The sequence below is a fragment of the Herbaspirillum sp. Sphag64 genome (genome assembly GCF_014192645.1).
GTDB lineage: Bacteria > Pseudomonadota > Gammaproteobacteria > Burkholderiales > Burkholderiaceae_D > Herbaspirillum.
Genome location: NZ_JACHYE010000010.1, coordinates 141816 through 157552, shown reverse-complemented (window position 1 = coordinate 157552; position 15737 = coordinate 141816). Strand labels below are relative to the sequence as shown.

The following is a 15737-nucleotide window of genomic DNA, read 5'->3' as shown; positions in this document are numbered from 1 at the left end:
CTGTTCTTCTGAAAAACGCTTCTTCATGTCTAATCTCCTTACAGGATGGGATTAGACTCTAATTTCGAATGCTACTCAAATGTGGGGAGACGTCGCATCCACCCAATGACAGTAGCAGAAGTGCCATCGCAGCTGCATAAGAGAAACGTCGCATGGTAGTCCTTCGGGTCAGTATTGAAAATGACGGGATCAATATTGGTTTTACCATGCCAGGTACTTCGCTATCAATATCCGGTGTAAGAGCCATAAAAAAACCCGCAAACCTTGCGGCTTGCGGGTTAATCCAATTATCAGGGGGGTGATGAATTGGAGGGGAGGGAGTAGTCAAGATAACGCTCACTACCTTGTCCGCCTATGGCTTTTACACCCTGTAACATCGGTTACAGAGTCAGCACCACGATTCATTCAAGTCCCATTTACTTCAATACTATTTTCCAATGCAAAAGCGCGAAAAAATCACACCCAATAAATCGTCTGGCGTAAATTTTCCCGTAATGCTGCTAAGCCGTTCCTGCGCCAGGCGTAACTCTTCAGCAAAGAGATCCAGTGACTGATCACTCACCTGATTGTCTACGGCAGCATGTGTTGCCGCGCTCTCCAGATAAGCACGTGCCGCCTTGAGTGCGATCAGATGACGTTCGCGTGCTAGGTAACGCGATTCCCCGGTTTGCTGCCAACCAGCAAGTCGCAACAGCTCGTCACGCAGCAGGTCAATACCGAGACGCTCACTGGCAGAGACATAAATGTGTGTGGCATCTTCCTGTTTGTCGACTGCCGGCTTGTGCCCGGAGCGATCAATCTTGTTCCAGAGTCGTATTACGGGAATGCCATCGGGAAAGCGGGTGGTGATTTGCTCATCTTCGATCGTCGGACCGTGATCAGCATCGAGCATATGAAGGATCACATCCGCCTTGGCAACTTCAGCCCAGGTACGCTGGATGCCGATGCGCTCAACTTCATCCGGGCCACTGCCATCATCACCCGATTCACGAATACCTGCGGTATCGATGATGTTCAGAGGGATCCCTTCAATCTGAATGGTTTCGGTGACCTTATCGCGCGTAGTGCCAGCAATCGGCGTCACAATCGCAACATCTGCACCAGCCAATACATTGAGCAGAGACGACTTGCCAACATTGGGCTTACCTGCCAGTACCACATTCAGCCCGTCGCGCAGCAGCGCGCCCTGCGATGCCTGGGTGAAGACCTCATCGAGGGTGGCACGAATGGAGGCCAACTGTCCACGTGCATCCGACTGTTCAAGAAAGTCGATTTCTTCTTCTGGGAAATCAAGTGTGGCTTCAACCAGCATGCGCAGATTGGTGACCTTATCGACCAGCTCATGCACGACTTTAGAAAACGCCCCAGACAAGGATTCCGAGGCCGACCTTGCGGCCGCCTCGGTGGAAGCTTCGATCAGATCTGCCACTGCTTCGGCCTGTGCCAAATCGAGCTTGTCATTGAGGAATGCACGCTGCGTAAATTCACCAGGCTCGGCCAGACGCAAGCCGATCTCTGCGCCAGCTTCGAGACATCGTGCCAGCAGCATCTGCATCACGACCGGCCCACCATGGCCTTGCAGCTCGACAACATCTTCGCCGGTATAGGAATGCGGCGCCTTAAAGTAAATTGCCAATCCCTGATCGATCACACTGGCATCAGCACGGCGAAACGGCAGGTAGCTTGCGTGACGTGGTGTGGTCGATGGCTCATCCTTGCCGCACACGGCTTGCATCACTGGCCACAGATTTTTGCCCGACAGACGAACCACGCCAATACCGCCGCGTCCGGGTGCGGTGGCAATGGCAACGATGGGAGCAGAATCAGCAATCATGAGACGAAGACATTTTCAAAGAAAAGACATGTAAAAGCGTGCCACGTCAATTGAGAGCGACACGGCCAGCCTGTCAGTACGACCAATCAACCGGACAAAAAAAAGCCCGTGAAAATCATGCCACGGGCTTTTGTCACAAACAAGCAAAGCGAATTATTTTGCCTTGCCCGTTTGCAGTTTGCGGGTGATGACCCATTGCTGTGTGATCGACAAGACGTTGTTGACCACCCAGTACAGCACCAGACCCGACGGAAAGAAAAAGAACATGAACGAGAATACGATTGGCATGAACATCATTACCTTGGCCTGAACCGGATCCGGTGGCGTTGGATTCAGCTTGGTCTGGATGAACATGGATACCGCCATCAGTACCGGCAGGATGTAGAACGGATCCGGTGCGGTCAGATCGTGAATCCAGCCCAGCCACGGTGCGCCGCGCATTTCAACGCTGGCCAGCAATACCCAGTACAGGGAAATGAACACCGGAATCTGGATCACGATCGGCAAACAGCCACCAAGCGGATTAATTTTTTCGGTCTTGTACAAGGCCATCATTTCACGGTTCATGGCTTGTGGGTCACCTTTGTGACGCTCACGAATCGCGGTCATCTTCGGTGTTACCGCCTTCATCTTGGCCATGCTGCGATAGCTGGCTGCAGACAACGGGAAGAAAATCGCCTTGATCAGCATCGTCAACAGGATGATGGTCCAACCCCAGTTACCGACGACGGCGTGGATATGGATCATCAGCCAGAAAATCGGCTTGGCGATGATGGTCAGCCAGCCATAATCCTTGACCAGTTCCAGACCTGGCGCAGTCTTTTCCAGAACGGAAGCCACTTGTGGGCCAGAGTACAGACGCGCGTCCATGGTGACGCTGGCACCCGGAGCAATACTGCCCATTGGCAAGATGTTGCCAACTGCGTACAGATTGTCTGCGACCTTCTTGGTGAAAATGTCGCGCTGCGCATTTTCAGGCGGGATGATAGCCGATACAAAATAATGCTGCACCAGTGCAATCCAGCCATTGTCCGACTTGCTAGCATGCTGCTCTTTGCCGGCTTCGATCTTGTCAAAGGTCAGCTTCTGGAATTTTTCGGCATCGGTATAGACTGCAGGACCGGTAAAGGTGCTGTAGAAATGCGACTCACCGCCTGGCTTGTTGCCATCACGCAGCAGTTGCAGATACAACGAAGGACTGATTGCAGCCGTGCTGTTGTTAGTCACAGTGTGCTTCAGATCGATCAGATAATCACCGCGCTTGAAGGTGTAGGTCTTGGTCAGCTTGACGCCATTTTCTTCTGCCACCAGAACCAGTTGCACTTCATTGCCATTCTCCAGCGTGCGAGGGCCGGGCTGTGCAGTAAAGATCGTTTTATGGTTGGGGAATGCACCACCAATCAGACCGGATTCCGCCAGATAAGTGTGGCCAGCGGTCGAATCAAAGAGCACCAGATTCTTGCTTGGATCCACTGTGTCAGCATGCTTGAGCAGTTCCAGGCGCTTGAGCTCACCACCGACGGTATCGATTTCTGCCTTCACCAGATCGGTTGTGATGGTGATGGTCTCGCCCTTGGTCGCAGGTACGCCAGCAACATCATTGGCACCAGCCGAAGGCGTTGATTGCGACGATTGCGGCAGTTGCGGCGCTGGCAATTTGGAAGGATCAGTGCCTGCAGCAGCAGACTCGACCTGCTGGGTTGCGCTAGGGAAAAACATCGACGGCTTGCCGTTATGGCGCATCCAGCTATCCCACAGCAACAGCAGGGAGAATGAGAACACAACCCACAGGACGGTACGTTTGATATCCATAAGAGTATTGACCAATAAATCAGGAATGGCTGCAACCGCCAGCGGCTGCAGTGGGGGAGGAAGAATCAGAAGATCGGGAAGACGATGCTGAGCCAGCATCCTCTGTCGCCTGCGTTGACAGCGGCGGTACCGGATCGATCCCGCCAGGATGCCAGGGATGACATTTACAAAGACGCCGGCCAGCCATCAGACTACCCTTCCATGCACCGTGAAGATGAATGGCTTGTGCCGCGTAATCAGAACAGCTGGGATAGAAACGACAGTTTTGCCCGAGAAACGGGCTCACTCCCAGCTTGTAGGCGCGTAACAGCAGGAGTAAAGGCGTTTTCATCACTTATTTCCTGGCAAACGCTGTAGCGTTGAGCAAAAAAGCGAACAGCTGAGACAGCTCTTCGCGTAACTGTACTTTTAATCGCGCGTTCGTTGCCGGCCCACTCTTGCTGTTGACCGACTTGGACAAGCGCACAATACAATCGACCTGAGGCAATGCCGCCTGCCGGAATAATTCACGCGTGACACGCTTGATCGTGTTGCGCGTGACAGCACGCGGTGCCATCTTCTTGGCAGCGACTACACCTAATCGGGCTTGCGGCAAGTTATTGTGTCGCGCGTACAGGACAAAATGCGCTGTACGATAGACCGGACGCAAACGAAAAACGGATGAAAACTCATCCGTTTTAACGATACGCTGATCGCGTGAGTAGGGGGCGGAAAGATTGCCTGTCACACGAGCAGCAGCATCAGCGCACTAGTCTGGTTCAACCCGGAAACCAGATCAAACTGCTGCCAGACGCTTGCGGCCCTTGGCGCGACGTGCGTTGATCACAGCGCGGCCACCACGGGTTGCCATGCGTGCGCGGAAACCGTGAGTACGCTTACGACGCACGACGGAAGGTTGGTAAGTACGTTTCATGTTGGGCTCGCTTACTTAATGTGAATCTAAATGTGAATCGGCAAAATAAATCTGAATCTCCGCGGAATCTCTGCTTCCTGCGCTGCCCGGTATCTTTGTTCTGTCGCTACACGACAGACTGCTTGACACACAGGCTTTGAGAGCCGAAACCACTAGGCCACTGCACGAACGCAATTCAACGGATGGTGAACCCTGAATTAGACTGCATTTTTCACTTGTTTGTCAATGACTTATCGTGGATTTGACGCGATAGTTGTGGCAGATAGCGTACTGCAGGGAATCATTTGCCCAGTAATAAGCAAACTGCCAGGCTCAAATGAGGATTTCGAACATTTAACGATGGCATTGCGACATGCATCATGAGCAACATGCAATGACAGCAATGTTGCAATGTGACCACATGCAAAAAAGCAACATCAGATCCGCGCCTGATTTCAGAGAGCTTCGCCGTCAAGCGTAGCAATCCCCGGCATCAAACTTGCTGGCATCTCCATCACGCGCAACACCTGATGTCATGCCGCGTCAACCGGAACCCGGATTCAGACATTGAAGGGATAGCGCATCACATCGCACATTATGCAATCGTCCGTTAGGGGTTTTTCTGTGTCGAAAATCGTGTGCTTCGTCAATCAATGATTTTGATCATCGAACAGCGAAAACAAACAAACATTGCGGCGTATTCACTTTACGAAAAAGGAATAGAATAAAAACAAGCACTCAATTTTCCGGGTCCACCAACATCACGAACGGGCGCTGAGCAAATCGCACCGTCATGACCGTCGGCAGGACGTTGAAAAGACACAGTACTCAGGCATCAGCGGTCGATAATTCTAAGAACATAACGCACGTATTCAATTTGTTGTCTCATTGAAGTTACGGAGGTGGTATGGATATCTACAGCAGCTTTGCGAGTCGCTTTGACAAAACCAGAGAAGAAGAATTTTCGCTTGAAGAGTACCTGAGTCTTTGCAAGAACGATCCGGCTGTGTACGCGTCAGCAGCAGAACGCATGCTGATGGCAATTGGTGAGCCTGAGAAAGTCGACACCCGTGAGGATCCGCGATTATCACGGCTGTTCGCTAACAAGGTCATCAAGATTTACCCCGCTTTTAAAGAGTTCTACGGTGCCGAGGAAGTCATCGAGCAAGTCGTTGCCTACTTCCGTCATGCGGCGCAAGGCCTGGAAGAAAAGAAACAGATCCTTTATCTGCTGGGACCTGTCGGTGGTGGCAAGTCTTCCATCGCCGAGCGTCTCAAGCAACTCATGGAACGCGTGCCTTTCTATTCGATCAAGGGTTCGCCGGTCAACGAGTCGCCACTAGGTCTGTTTGATGTCGAAGAAGACGGTCAGATTCTGGAAGAGCAATACGGCATCCCTCGACGCTACCTGAAATCCATCCTCAGCCCTTGGGCCGTCAAGCGCCTGCACGAATTCAACGGTGATATCCGCCAGTTCCGTGTCGTTAAGCGATATCCCTCGATCCTGCGTCAGATCGCCATCTCCAAGACGGAACCAGGCGATGAAAACAATCAGGATATTTCGACGCTGGTCGGCAAGGTCGACATCCGTAAGCTGGAGCAATACTCGCAAGATGATGCAGATGCCTACAGCTACTCGGGCGGCTTGTGCCTGTCCAACCAGGGGCTGCTGGAATTTGTGGAAATGTTTAAGGCCCCGATCAAGGTACTGCATCCGCTGCTGACTGCAACGCAGGAAGGGAATTTCAAGGGCACGGAGGGTTTTGGTGCGATTCCGTTTGACGGCGTCATTCTGGCGCACTCAAATGAGTCAGAATGGAAAGCCTTCCGCAACAACAAGAACAATGAAGCACTGCTTGATCGGATCTATATCGTCAAGGTGCCTTATTGCCTGCGCGTCTCGGAAGAAATTCATATCTACGAGAAGCTGATCCGGACGTCTTCGCTAGCCAATGCCATCTGCGCACCGGGAACACTGAAAATGATGGCACAGTTCGCCATACTGACGCGCCTTGGTGAACCAGAAAATTCAAGCCTGCTTTCCAAAATGCAGGTCTACGATGGCGAAAACCTGAAAGATACCGATCCCAAGGCCAAGTCGTATCAGGAATATCGCGACTATGCCGGTGTTGATGAAGGAATGACAGGGATTTCAACCCGCTTTGCGTTCAAGATCCTGTCACGCGTTTTCAACTTCGACACAACAGAAGTCGCAGCCAATCCGGTGCATCTGATGTATGTGCTTGAACAGCAGATCGAGCGTGAGCAGTTCCCGCCTGAGCAGGAGCAAAAGTATCTATCCTTCGTCAAGGATACGCTGGCATCGCGCTATGCTGAATTCATTGGCAAGGAAATTCAGACTGCCTATCTCGAATCTTACTCAGAGTACGGACAAAACGTTTTTGACCGCTATGTAACCTACGCAGACTTCTGGATTCAGGACCAGGAGTTCCGCGATCACGATACCGGCGAAAGTTTTGATCGGGCAGCACTGAATGCTGAGTTGGAAAAAATTGAGAAGCCGGCAGGTATCAGCAATCCGAAGGACTTCCGTAACGAGATCGTCAACTTTGTTCTGCGCGCGCGGGTCAATAACGGTGGCAAGAATCCGCTGTGGACTAGCTACGAAAAACTGCGTGTGGTGATCGAAAAGAAGATGTTCTCCAATACCGAGGACCTGCTGCCGGTGATTTCTTTCAATGCCAAGGGCTCGACAGAAGAAATGCAAAAGCACGAAGACTTCGTCAATCGTATGGTCAGCAAGGGCTACACACCGAAACAGGTGCGCTTGCTGTGTGAATGGTATTTGCGCGTGCGCAAATCCTCGTAAGTCCTGTTGATACCTGGGATGCGGGTTGCCGATGACATTACACCTGAACTGATGTCATCCCGAGGCAACCCGTCCGCTGTACCACTGGCAGGAGAATGGACTTGTTGCATCAGATCATCGACCGTAGGCTAGCTGGCAAAAATAAAAGCATCGCCAATCGGGAACGCTTCTTGCGCCGTTTCCGCAGCGATATCCGTCGTTCCGTTACCGAGGCAGTGCGCGATCGCAGTATCAAGGATATCGAAAGCGCCAAGAGCATCACTATCCCGCGCAAGGATATTTCCGAACCGATTTTCCATCATGGTCGCGGTGGCAAGCGGGAAATTGTGCATCCTGGGAATCAGGATTATCTGCAGGGCGACCGTATTCCCCGTCGTAGCGGCGGCTCAGGTGATGGTGGCAGTAATGCCAGCAATGAGGGCGAAGGACAGGATGACTTCGTGTTTGAACTGTCGCGCGAAGAATTCATGCAATATTTCTTCGAAGACCTGGAGTTGCCGCGCCTGATTCAGACCAACCTGATGACGATTCCGAACTGGAAGAACATGCGCGCCGGCTATTCGGTCGACGGCTCTCCCAACAATATCGACATCGTACGCTCCTTGCGCAGCTCACTCGGGCGGCGAATTGCACTGGGTGCACCATTGCAGGCAAAGCTGCGTGAACTGGAAGAAGCGCTGGCCTTGCTCAAAGAAGAGCCGACCGACAAGCAGTCCGAAATTCGTGTCCTGGAAGAAGAAATTCATCACCTCAAGGCGCGCATCTGGCGCATCCCCTTCATTGATCCCTTTGATCTGCGTTACGTCAATCGAGTCCGCCAGCCACAACCATCGAGCCGCGCCGTGATGTTTTGCGTCATGGATGTATCGGGGTCCATGGATGAACAGCGCAAGGACTTGTCCAAGCGCTTCTTCATCCTGCTGTATCTGTTCCTGACCCGCAACTACGAACATATCGAGGTCGTCTTCATCCGCCACCACACGCGTGCGGACGAGGTCGATGAGGATACCTTCTTCCATTCGCAGGAAAGTGGCGGCACGGTGGTTTCCAGTGCACTGGAGTTGATGCAGAAAATCATCGTAGAGCGCTATCCGGCGGGTGAATGGAATATCTATGGTGCGCAGGCCTCCGATGGTGACAACTGGAACGATGATTCGCCTAAGTGCCGTGCCATTCTGGAGCAAAGCATTCTGCCATTGTGCCGCTACTTCGCCTACATTCAGGTGGCTGAACCGGAACAGAACCTGTGGACCGAATACACCCAGCTGCTCCTGGAGCATCCGCATTTTGCAATGAAGAAGGTGGCGACGGCGACCGAGATCTACCCGGTTTTCCGTGAACTATTTGAAAAGCAGGTGACGGCATGAACAAGCGCATGAATGCCCCCTTGAAGCACGATCCACTACCCTGCCCCTCTGACTGGAGCTTTGAACTGATCGAGCGCTACAACGAAGAAATTGCCAAGGTAGCGCAAAGTTACAAGCTCGATATTTATCCGATCCAGCTGGAAATCATTTCTGCCGAACAGATGATGGATGCTTATGCCTCTTCCGGCATGCCGGTCAACTATAGGCACTGGTCATTCGGCAAACATTTTTTGGCCACGGAACGTGATTACAAACGTGGGCAGATGGGGCTGGCATATGAGATCGTGATCAACTCCAACCCTTGCATTGCCTACCTGATGGAAGAGAACACCATGACCATGCAGGCGCTGGTCGTCGCGCATGCTGCCTATGGTCACAACTCCTTCTTCAAGGGCAATTACCTGTTCCAGCTCTGGACCGATGCCAGCGCCATCATTGATTATCTGGTCTACGCCAAGGCCTATATTGCCGAATGCGAGGAACGCTACGGCTTCGATCGCGTGGAAGAGCTGCTCGACTCCTGCCATGCTTTGATGAATTATGGGGTTGACCGCTACAAGCGACCGCAGCGCATGTCGCTGGCGCAGGAGCAGACGCAACGACGTGAGCGAGAAGCTTACATGCAGTCACAGGTCAACGAATTGTGGCGCACTCTGCCGGCAAAAAAGGAAACGACAACCTCAGAGAAGGAGGAGCGCTTCCCTCCTGAACCACAAGAGAATCTGCTGTATTTCGCCGAAAAAAATGCCCCCTTGCTGGAGCCTTGGGAACGCGAAGTCATCCGCATCGTGCGCAAGGTCGGGCAATATTTCTATCCGCAACGACAAACCCAGGTGATGAATGAAGGCTGGGCGACGTTCTGGCATTACACGCTGCTCAACACCATGTACGATCAGGGCAAGCTGACGGACGGCTTCATGATGGAGTTTCTGCACTCGCACAGCAACGTTGTGTTTCAGCCGCCCATCACCAAGCCCTACTACAACGGTATCAATCCTTACGCGCTGGGTTTCTCAATGATGAGCGATATTCGCCGCATCTGCGAAAATCCCACCGATGAAGATCGCGAGTGGTTTCCCGGCATGGCCGGTAGTGACTGGTTGGAAACATTGCATTACGTGATGCGCAATTTCAAGGATGAGAGTTTTGTGGCGCAGTATCTCTCTCCCAAACTGATGCGCGACATGCGTATGTTCGCCGTGCTCGACGACGACAACCGCAGTGAACTGGAAGTCTCTGCGATTCATAACCAGAGTGGCTACCAGTATGTGCGGCAAGCCTTGTCCAGACAATACGACATCAACCACCGGGAGCCCAATATCCAGGTCTGGTCGGTCAATACGCGGGGCAACCGCAGCCTGACATTGCGCCACTTCCGCAGCGATGGACGTTCGCTGAGCGAGAGCACCAATGAAGTGCTGCGCCATATGGCCCGGCTGTGGCAATTCGATGTCTATCTGGAAAGCGTGGATGATAGTGGCTACGTTGTTCAGCGTTACGAATGTGTCAGCGAAAATCGCTATACATTGCGTACCTGAGAGGGCTAGCCGAGGTCGGCACAGATGAATTCGATTCCCTTGTTCCCACTCAGTGCCGCACTGTTTCCGGATGGCCGCCTGCCCTTGCAGATTTTTGAAGTGCGCTATCTGGACATGGTTAGAAAATGCATTGCCCAAGGGAGTGCGTTCGGCGTGGTGGCACTGACCAACGGTCATGAAGTACGCAAACCCGGACATCAGGAGCACTTCGTTGCCGTCGGTACGCTGGCACAAATTCAGACCTGGTCAGCGCCTGCGCCCGGTTTGTTGCAGATTTCCTGTATGGGCACGACACGTTTTCGAGTGCTTAGCAAAGAACAGCTCAAGCATGGCTTGTGGGTCGCACAGGTGGAACCGCTGGAAAACGATCAGCGCATCCCGGTGCCGGAAGAATTGAGAAATACCGTTGCCATGCTGATGAATCTACTGAGCTCTCTGAAAAACGAAGCAGTAGCAGAAGCCGATATTCCGGTTGCTTCGCCGTATCGACTCGATGACTGTGGCTGGGTTGCCAATCGCTGGAGTGAAATACTGCCGATGAACGTTGAGCAGAAACAACGCTTGCTGGCGCTCGATAACCCGGTTCTACGGCTGGAACTGGTGCAGGATTTACTCAGTGAGCGCGGCTTGGTATGAGCCACAAAAGCCGCTTGCTCTACTGAGCAATCAATCCGGTTTCTACCAACAGCCCGGTCAATCCTGACCAGAAAATCTGAATCCCGATACACAGCAGAATAAATGCCGACAACCGCAGCACCACCATGGTGCCAAGCCGCCCAAGCAAACTCACGATCTTGTGTGCCGAGCGGTAGCAAAGATAAATCACCAGCGCGGTTACCCCTGCTCCCAGGGCTGCGCTGCCAATCGACATGACCCAGTCGACCAATCTAGCCGGTGTATTGGCACCGAGGGTAATCGATGCCGCAATCGTGCCGGGGCCTACCGTCAACGGGAAACTGATCGGATAAAAGCTACGTGCCTTCAATTCTTCGTCGGCAGATTCGTCCACCACCTGTACGACTTGCCGTGGAATCGCCGCATCCTGATCATTGTCACCCAGCAAGCGCCAGCCCGAAACAGCAACCAGAATTCCGCCGCCAATCCGTACGATCGGCAGCGAAATACCAAAGAAGGCAAGCACATGTGAACCGATGAAAATCGCTCCCAACAACATGAACCAGCAATTGATCGCGACCTGTCGCGCGACGCGCTTCTCGATGCTACGTGGCACATCGCCAAGCAAATTGGCAAACACCGGAGCAATACCGAACGGGTTGAGAATCGGCAGCAACGTTACCGGTATCAAGAACGCGGCTTTGAGAAAAATGATCAGCATGGTCTCCGGCTCCTGTAATAACAAGCTTTCAGGGAAATGGTATCAACGCAAACGATATCCATTTTTTTCCTTCTTTTGAGTAATTTGCTGCAGCAATCTGAAACCAGCGTCCTGATCACTCACGACCGTCACACGACCACCTCCGTTTGCCTGCGGCTTGCCAGTCCAGGATTGGCGCACGATCCAGTCTCCCAACAAGTCCTGCACCAGCTCCGCGACGAAGTCTGAGACGATATCCTCCCGCTCACTGGTAAAGCACAGGCGCATCGGCCCATTGACGGGCAACATGTGAGTGACGTTGTCAGCAGAATCGATCATGGCAGCAGCAATAGAATGTGGAATATAAATCGACGGTCAAGACAGATTCGGCGCCAGCCAGCGCTCTACATCTTCTTTGGAAACGCCACGTCGCTGTGCCATGTCGACGACCTGATCATCACCGATCTTGCCAACCACAAAGTACTTTGATTCAGGGTGCGCAAAATAGAAACCCGATACCGACGCACCTGGGAACATCGCATACGATTCCGTAACCACCATGCCAATCTCATCACATTGCATTACCTTGAAGGCCTCACCCTTGACGGTATGCTCCGGGCAAGCCGGATAACCCGCCGCAGGACGGATGCCGACGTATTTTTCCTTGATCAGCTCCTCTGCCGTGAATGCTTCCTGCGGCGCATAGCCCCACAAATCAGTACGTACACGTTCATGCAGATATTCGGCAAAGGCTTCCGCCAATCGATCCGCCAGCGCCTTGAGCATGATCGAGGAATAATCGTCATGCGCGTCTTCAAAGCGCTTCTCATATTTTTCGATGCCGAGACCGGTCGTCACCGCGAACATACCAATGTAATCAGCAATGCCTGAATGCTTGGGCGCAATGAAATCGGCCAGGCACTGATTCGGACGTGCGACACCGTCAATGATCGGCTTCTCGGTCTGCTGACGCACACCGTAGTAGGTCAATGCCACGGTGCTGCGCGTGTCATCAGTATAGATCTCGATATCATCATCATTGACGGTATTGGCCGGCAACAGGGATACCACACCGTTGGCGGTGAGCCAGCGACCGTCGATAATCTTCTTGAGCATCGCCTGCGCTTCGGCAAAGACCTTTGTCGCTGCTTCACCCACCACTTCGTCGGTCAGGATCGCTGGATACGGTCCGGCCAGATCCCAGGTCTGGAAGAATGGTCCCCAGTCGATATACTTTGCAAGGGTCCCGAGATCGACATTTTTGAATACACGACGACCGATGAACTTGGGCTTGAGCGGCGCAAATTCCAGCTGCATCTTGTTATCCCGCGCCGCCGCCAGGCTCACCAATGGTGCCGCCTTCTTGTTGGCATGCTGCTCACGGATACGTTCATAGTCAGTCGCCATGTCGGCAATGTACTGGTCCTTGCTTTCTGGCGTGAGTAGCGACTGCGCGACCGACACGGCACGTGAGGCATCCGGCACATAAACCACCGGACCTTCATAGTTAGGCGCAATTTTCACTGCAGTATGCGCGCGTGAGGTGGTTGCTCCGCCGATCAGCAAAGGCATCTTGAGTCCGCTGAAGTAGCTGTCGCGCTGCATTTCCTTGGCGACATAAGCCATTTCTTCCAGGGATGGGGTAATCAGACCTGACAGGCCGATGATGTCGGCTTTTTCTTCCTTGGCTTTGGCCAGGATCTGCGAGCAAGGTACCATCACGCCCATATTCACGACTTCGAAGTTATTGCACTGGAGGACCACGGACACAATGTTCTTGCCGATGTCATGCACGTCACCCTTGACGGTGGCAATCACGATCTTGCCCTTGGGCTTGGCCACCTCACCGGTTTCCAGTTCCAACAAGCGCTTTTCTTCTTCAATAAACGGTACCAGATGGGCCACCGCCTGCTTCATCACACGGGCCGATTTCACCACCTGTGGCAAGAACATCTTGCCCTGACCAAACAGGTCACCAACGATATTCATTCCATCCATGAGCGGACCTTCGATCACATGGATCGGCCGGCCACCACTGTTGAGCAGATTCTGACGGGCTTCTTCGGTGTCTTCGACAATCCACTGCGTAATGCCATGCACCAGTGCATGCGCCAGACGTTTTTCGACTGGATCATTACGCCACTCCAGTGTGGCTTCTTCCTTTTTGTCACCCGCCTTCAGGGTGGCGGCAATTTCAATCATGCGCTCGGTCGCATCTGGACGGCGGTTCAGAACAACATCTTCGACCCGCTCGCGCAACTCTGCCGGCAGGTCATCATAGACCCCGATCATGCCTGCATTGACGATCCCCATGGTCATACCGGCCTTGATGGCGTGATACAGGAATACGGTGTGAATCGCTTCACGTGCCGGATCATTGCCACGGAAGCTGAAGCTCACATTGGACACACCGCCGCTGATCTTGGCATAGGGCAGATGTTGATGAATCCAGCGCGTCGCCTCGATGAAGTCGACCGCATAATTGTTGTGCTCTTCGATCCCGGTGGCGACCGCAAAAATGTTCGGATCAAAAATGATGTCTTCTGGTGGAAAGCCGATCTGATCCACCAGCAGACGATAGGCCCGTTCGCAGATTTCAATCTTGCGCTCAAAGGTATCAGCCTGCCCCACTTCGTCAAACGCCATGACGATCACAGCAGCACCATAACGACGGCACAGACGCGCCTCATGCAGGAATTTTTCCTCACCTTCCTTCATCGAGATGGAATTGACGATGGACTTGCCCTGCACGCACTTCAAACCGGCCTCGATCACAGACCACTTGGAGGAGTCGATCATGATCGGCACCCGCGCAATGTCTGGCTCGGAAGCGATCAGATTGAGGAAGCGCGTCATCGCTGCGACCGAGTCGAGCATCGCTTCATCCATGTTGATGTCGATGACCTGCGCTCCATTTTCGACCTGCTGACGCGCCACCGCCAGGGCTTCGTCATACTGCTCGTTGAGGATCATGCGCGCAAACGCTTTTGAGCCTGTCACGTTAGTGCGCTCGCCAACGTTGACGTAGAGCGAATCCTGATTGATGACGAACGGCTCCAGCCCGGACAGCAGCATCTCATGCTTGCCCTCAGGCACCTGGCGTGGCGCGATCGTGGCGACGGTATCGGCAATCGCCTTGATATGCGCGGGCGTAGTACCGCAGCAACCACCAGCGACATTGACGAAGCCACTCTCGGCAAAATCCTTGAGCAGCGAGGAAGTGACGTCCGGTGTTTCATCAAAACCGGTATCGCTCATGGGATTGGGCAAGCCAGCATTCGGGTAGATGCACACGAAGGTGTCGGCAATCTTGGACAGCTCTTCAGCATACGGGCGCATCAGAGCAGCGCCCAGTGCGCAGTTCAGACCCACCGTTAGCGGCCGCACATGACGAATCGAATTCCAGAAAGCGGAGACAGTCTGCCCCGACAGAATACGACCGGAGGCATCAGTGACGGTACCAGAAATCATGATCGGTAGCCTGGTGCCCGATTCTTCAAAAAATACATCAATCGCAAACAAGGCCGCCTTGCAATTGAGGGTGTCGAAAATGGTTTCCACCAGCAGCACGTCAGCACCGCCTTCGACCAGCGCCCGGGTCTGCTCCAGGTAAGCGCTCACTAATTGATCAAAGGTAACATTGCGCGCAGCCGGGTCATTGACGTCTGGCGAGATGGAGGCGGTCTTGGGTGTCGGTCCGAGCGCTCCAGCCACAAAACGCGGCTTGTCCGGCGTTGAATATTTATCGCAGGCAGCACGCGCCAGACGCGCAGACTGGACGTTCATCTCATAGACCAGATGCGCCATATGGTAGTCATCCTGCGCGACACTGGTAGCACCGAAGGTATTGGTCTCGATCAGATCCGCGCCGGCAGCCAGGTACTGCTCATGAATCTCTTGAATGATGTGCGGCTGCGTCAGGCTTAACAACTCGTTATTGCCTTTGACGAACAATTCCTTGCCAGGCACGTTGAACTCAGCGAAGCGCTCGCCACGATAATCATCCTCGGTCAGCTTGTATTGCTGAATCATGGTTCCCATCGCGCCATCGAGAATCAGGATGCGTTGCGACATCAGGTCGCGTAACTGCAATTCGGTAGAGGACAGCTCGTTTGGCTTCATGGCACGGTCTGGATGAATATTGGAGAT

General features: G+C 53.2%; 12 protein-coding genes. 4 read left to right on the top strand and 8 right to left on the bottom strand.

What is annotated here, in order from left to right:
• Positions 1-427: 427 nt before the first annotated feature.
• From mnmE to rpmH, 5 genes are all read right to left on the bottom strand, one after another.
• On the bottom strand, positions 428-1834 hold the full coding sequence (gene mnmE / locus FHW66_RS15960) for a tRNA uridine-5-carboxymethylaminomethyl(34) synthesis GTPase MnmE (RefSeq protein ID WP_183380807.1): 1407 nt from the start codon (positions 1832-1834) through the stop codon (positions 428-430).
• Positions 1835-1987: 153 nt separating this feature from the next.
• Entirely contained in the window at positions 1988-3646 is a 1659-nt protein-coding gene (yidC, locus tag FHW66_RS15955) for a membrane protein insertase YidC (protein ID WP_183380806.1), read from the bottom strand.
• Positions 3647-3665: 19 nt separating this feature from the next.
• Positions 3666-3977: a membrane protein insertion efficiency factor YidD gene (gene yidD, locus FHW66_RS15950; RefSeq protein WP_183380805.1), complete on the bottom strand. Its 312-nt coding sequence runs from the start codon at positions 3975-3977 to the stop codon at positions 3666-3668.
• 3 nt (positions 3978-3980) lie between these two features.
• Positions 3981-4331: a ribonuclease P protein component gene (gene rnpA, locus FHW66_RS15945; RefSeq protein ID WP_370543481.1), complete on the bottom strand. Its 351-nt coding sequence runs from the start codon at positions 4329-4331 to the stop codon at positions 3981-3983.
• A gap of 90 nt (positions 4332-4421) precedes the next feature.
• Entirely contained in the window at positions 4422-4559 is a 138-nt protein-coding gene (gene rpmH, locus FHW66_RS15940; RefSeq protein ID WP_006461360.1) for a 50S ribosomal protein L34, read from the bottom strand.
• An 886-nt stretch (positions 4560-5445) separates the two neighbouring features.
• Between rpmH and FHW66_RS15935 the strand changes: the two genes are divergently transcribed.
• The 4 genes from FHW66_RS15935 (at position 5446) to FHW66_RS15920 (ending at position 10909) form a co-directional block, all read left to right on the top strand.
• Positions 5446-7368: a PrkA family serine protein kinase gene (locus FHW66_RS15935; RefSeq protein WP_183380803.1), complete on the top strand. Its 1923-nt coding sequence runs from the start codon at positions 5446-5448 to the stop codon at positions 7366-7368.
• Between the two features lie 101 nt (positions 7369-7469).
• On the top strand, positions 7470-8735 hold the full coding sequence (locus FHW66_RS15930; RefSeq protein WP_183380802.1) for a YeaH/YhbH family protein: 1266 nt from the start codon (positions 7470-7472) through the stop codon (positions 8733-8735).
• 8 nt (positions 8736-8743) lie between these two features.
• Positions 8744-10273 (top strand): SpoVR family protein, encoded by a 1530-nt coding sequence (locus tag FHW66_RS15925; RefSeq protein WP_183380815.1) that lies wholly within the window; start codon positions 8744-8746, stop codon positions 10271-10273.
• Between the two features lie 24 nt (positions 10274-10297).
• Positions 10298-10909, top strand: a complete 612-nt coding sequence (locus FHW66_RS15920) for an LON peptidase substrate-binding domain-containing protein (RefSeq protein ID WP_183380801.1) — start codon at positions 10298-10300, stop codon at positions 10907-10909.
• Between the two features lie 19 nt (positions 10910-10928).
• Here the strand turns inward: FHW66_RS15920 and FHW66_RS15915 are convergent, their stop codons facing one another.
• The 3 genes from FHW66_RS15915 to metH are packed head-to-tail and all read right to left on the bottom strand — an operon-like array spanning position 10929 to position 15710.
• Positions 10929-11609, bottom strand: a complete 681-nt coding sequence (locus FHW66_RS15915; RefSeq protein ID WP_183380800.1) for a MarC family protein — start codon at positions 11607-11609, stop codon at positions 10929-10931.
• A 42-nt stretch (positions 11610-11651) separates the two neighbouring features.
• Complete coding sequence (locus tag FHW66_RS15910; protein WP_183380799.1) at positions 11652-11927, bottom strand: hypothetical protein; 276 nt, start codon at positions 11925-11927, stop codon at positions 11652-11654.
• A 36-nt stretch (positions 11928-11963) separates the two neighbouring features.
• Positions 11964-15710: a methionine synthase gene (gene metH, locus FHW66_RS15905; RefSeq protein WP_183380798.1), complete on the bottom strand. Its 3747-nt coding sequence runs from the start codon at positions 15708-15710 to the stop codon at positions 11964-11966.
• Between the last annotated feature and the right edge of the window lie 27 nt (positions 15711-15737).

What these genes read in the sequence shown, in the direction of transcription:
- metH (WP_183380798.1), bottom strand. Translation starts at nt 15,710, where the DNA reads ATGAAGCCAAACGAGCTGTCCTCTACCGAATTGCAGTTACGCGACCTG.
- FHW66_RS15920 (WP_183380801.1), top strand. Translation starts at nt 10,298, where the DNA reads ATGAATTCGATTCCCTTGTTCCCACTCAGTGCCGCACTGTTTCCGGAT.
- rpmH (WP_006461360.1), bottom strand. Translation starts at nt 4,559, where the DNA reads ATGAAACGTACTTACCAACCTTCCGTCGTGCGTCGTAAGCGTACTCAC.
- yidD (WP_183380805.1), bottom strand. Translation starts at nt 3,977, where the DNA reads ATGAAAACGCCTTTACTCCTGCTGTTACGCGCCTACAAGCTGGGAGTG.
- FHW66_RS15910 (WP_183380799.1), bottom strand. Translation starts at nt 11,927, where the DNA reads ATGATCGATTCTGCTGACAACGTCACTCACATGTTGCCCGTCAATGGG.
- mnmE (WP_183380807.1), bottom strand. Translation starts at nt 1,834, where the DNA reads ATGATTGCTGATTCTGCTCCCATCGTTGCCATTGCCACCGCACCCGGA.
- FHW66_RS15935 (WP_183380803.1), top strand. Translation starts at nt 5,446, where the DNA reads ATGGATATCTACAGCAGCTTTGCGAGTCGCTTTGACAAAACCAGAGAA.
- FHW66_RS15915 (WP_183380800.1), bottom strand. Translation starts at nt 11,609, where the DNA reads ATGCTGATCATTTTTCTCAAAGCCGCGTTCTTGATACCGGTAACGTTG.
- yidC (WP_183380806.1), bottom strand. Translation starts at nt 3,646, where the DNA reads ATGGATATCAAACGTACCGTCCTGTGGGTTGTGTTCTCATTCTCCCTG.
- FHW66_RS15925 (WP_183380815.1), top strand. Translation starts at nt 8,744, where the DNA reads ATGAATGCCCCCTTGAAGCACGATCCACTACCCTGCCCCTCTGACTGG.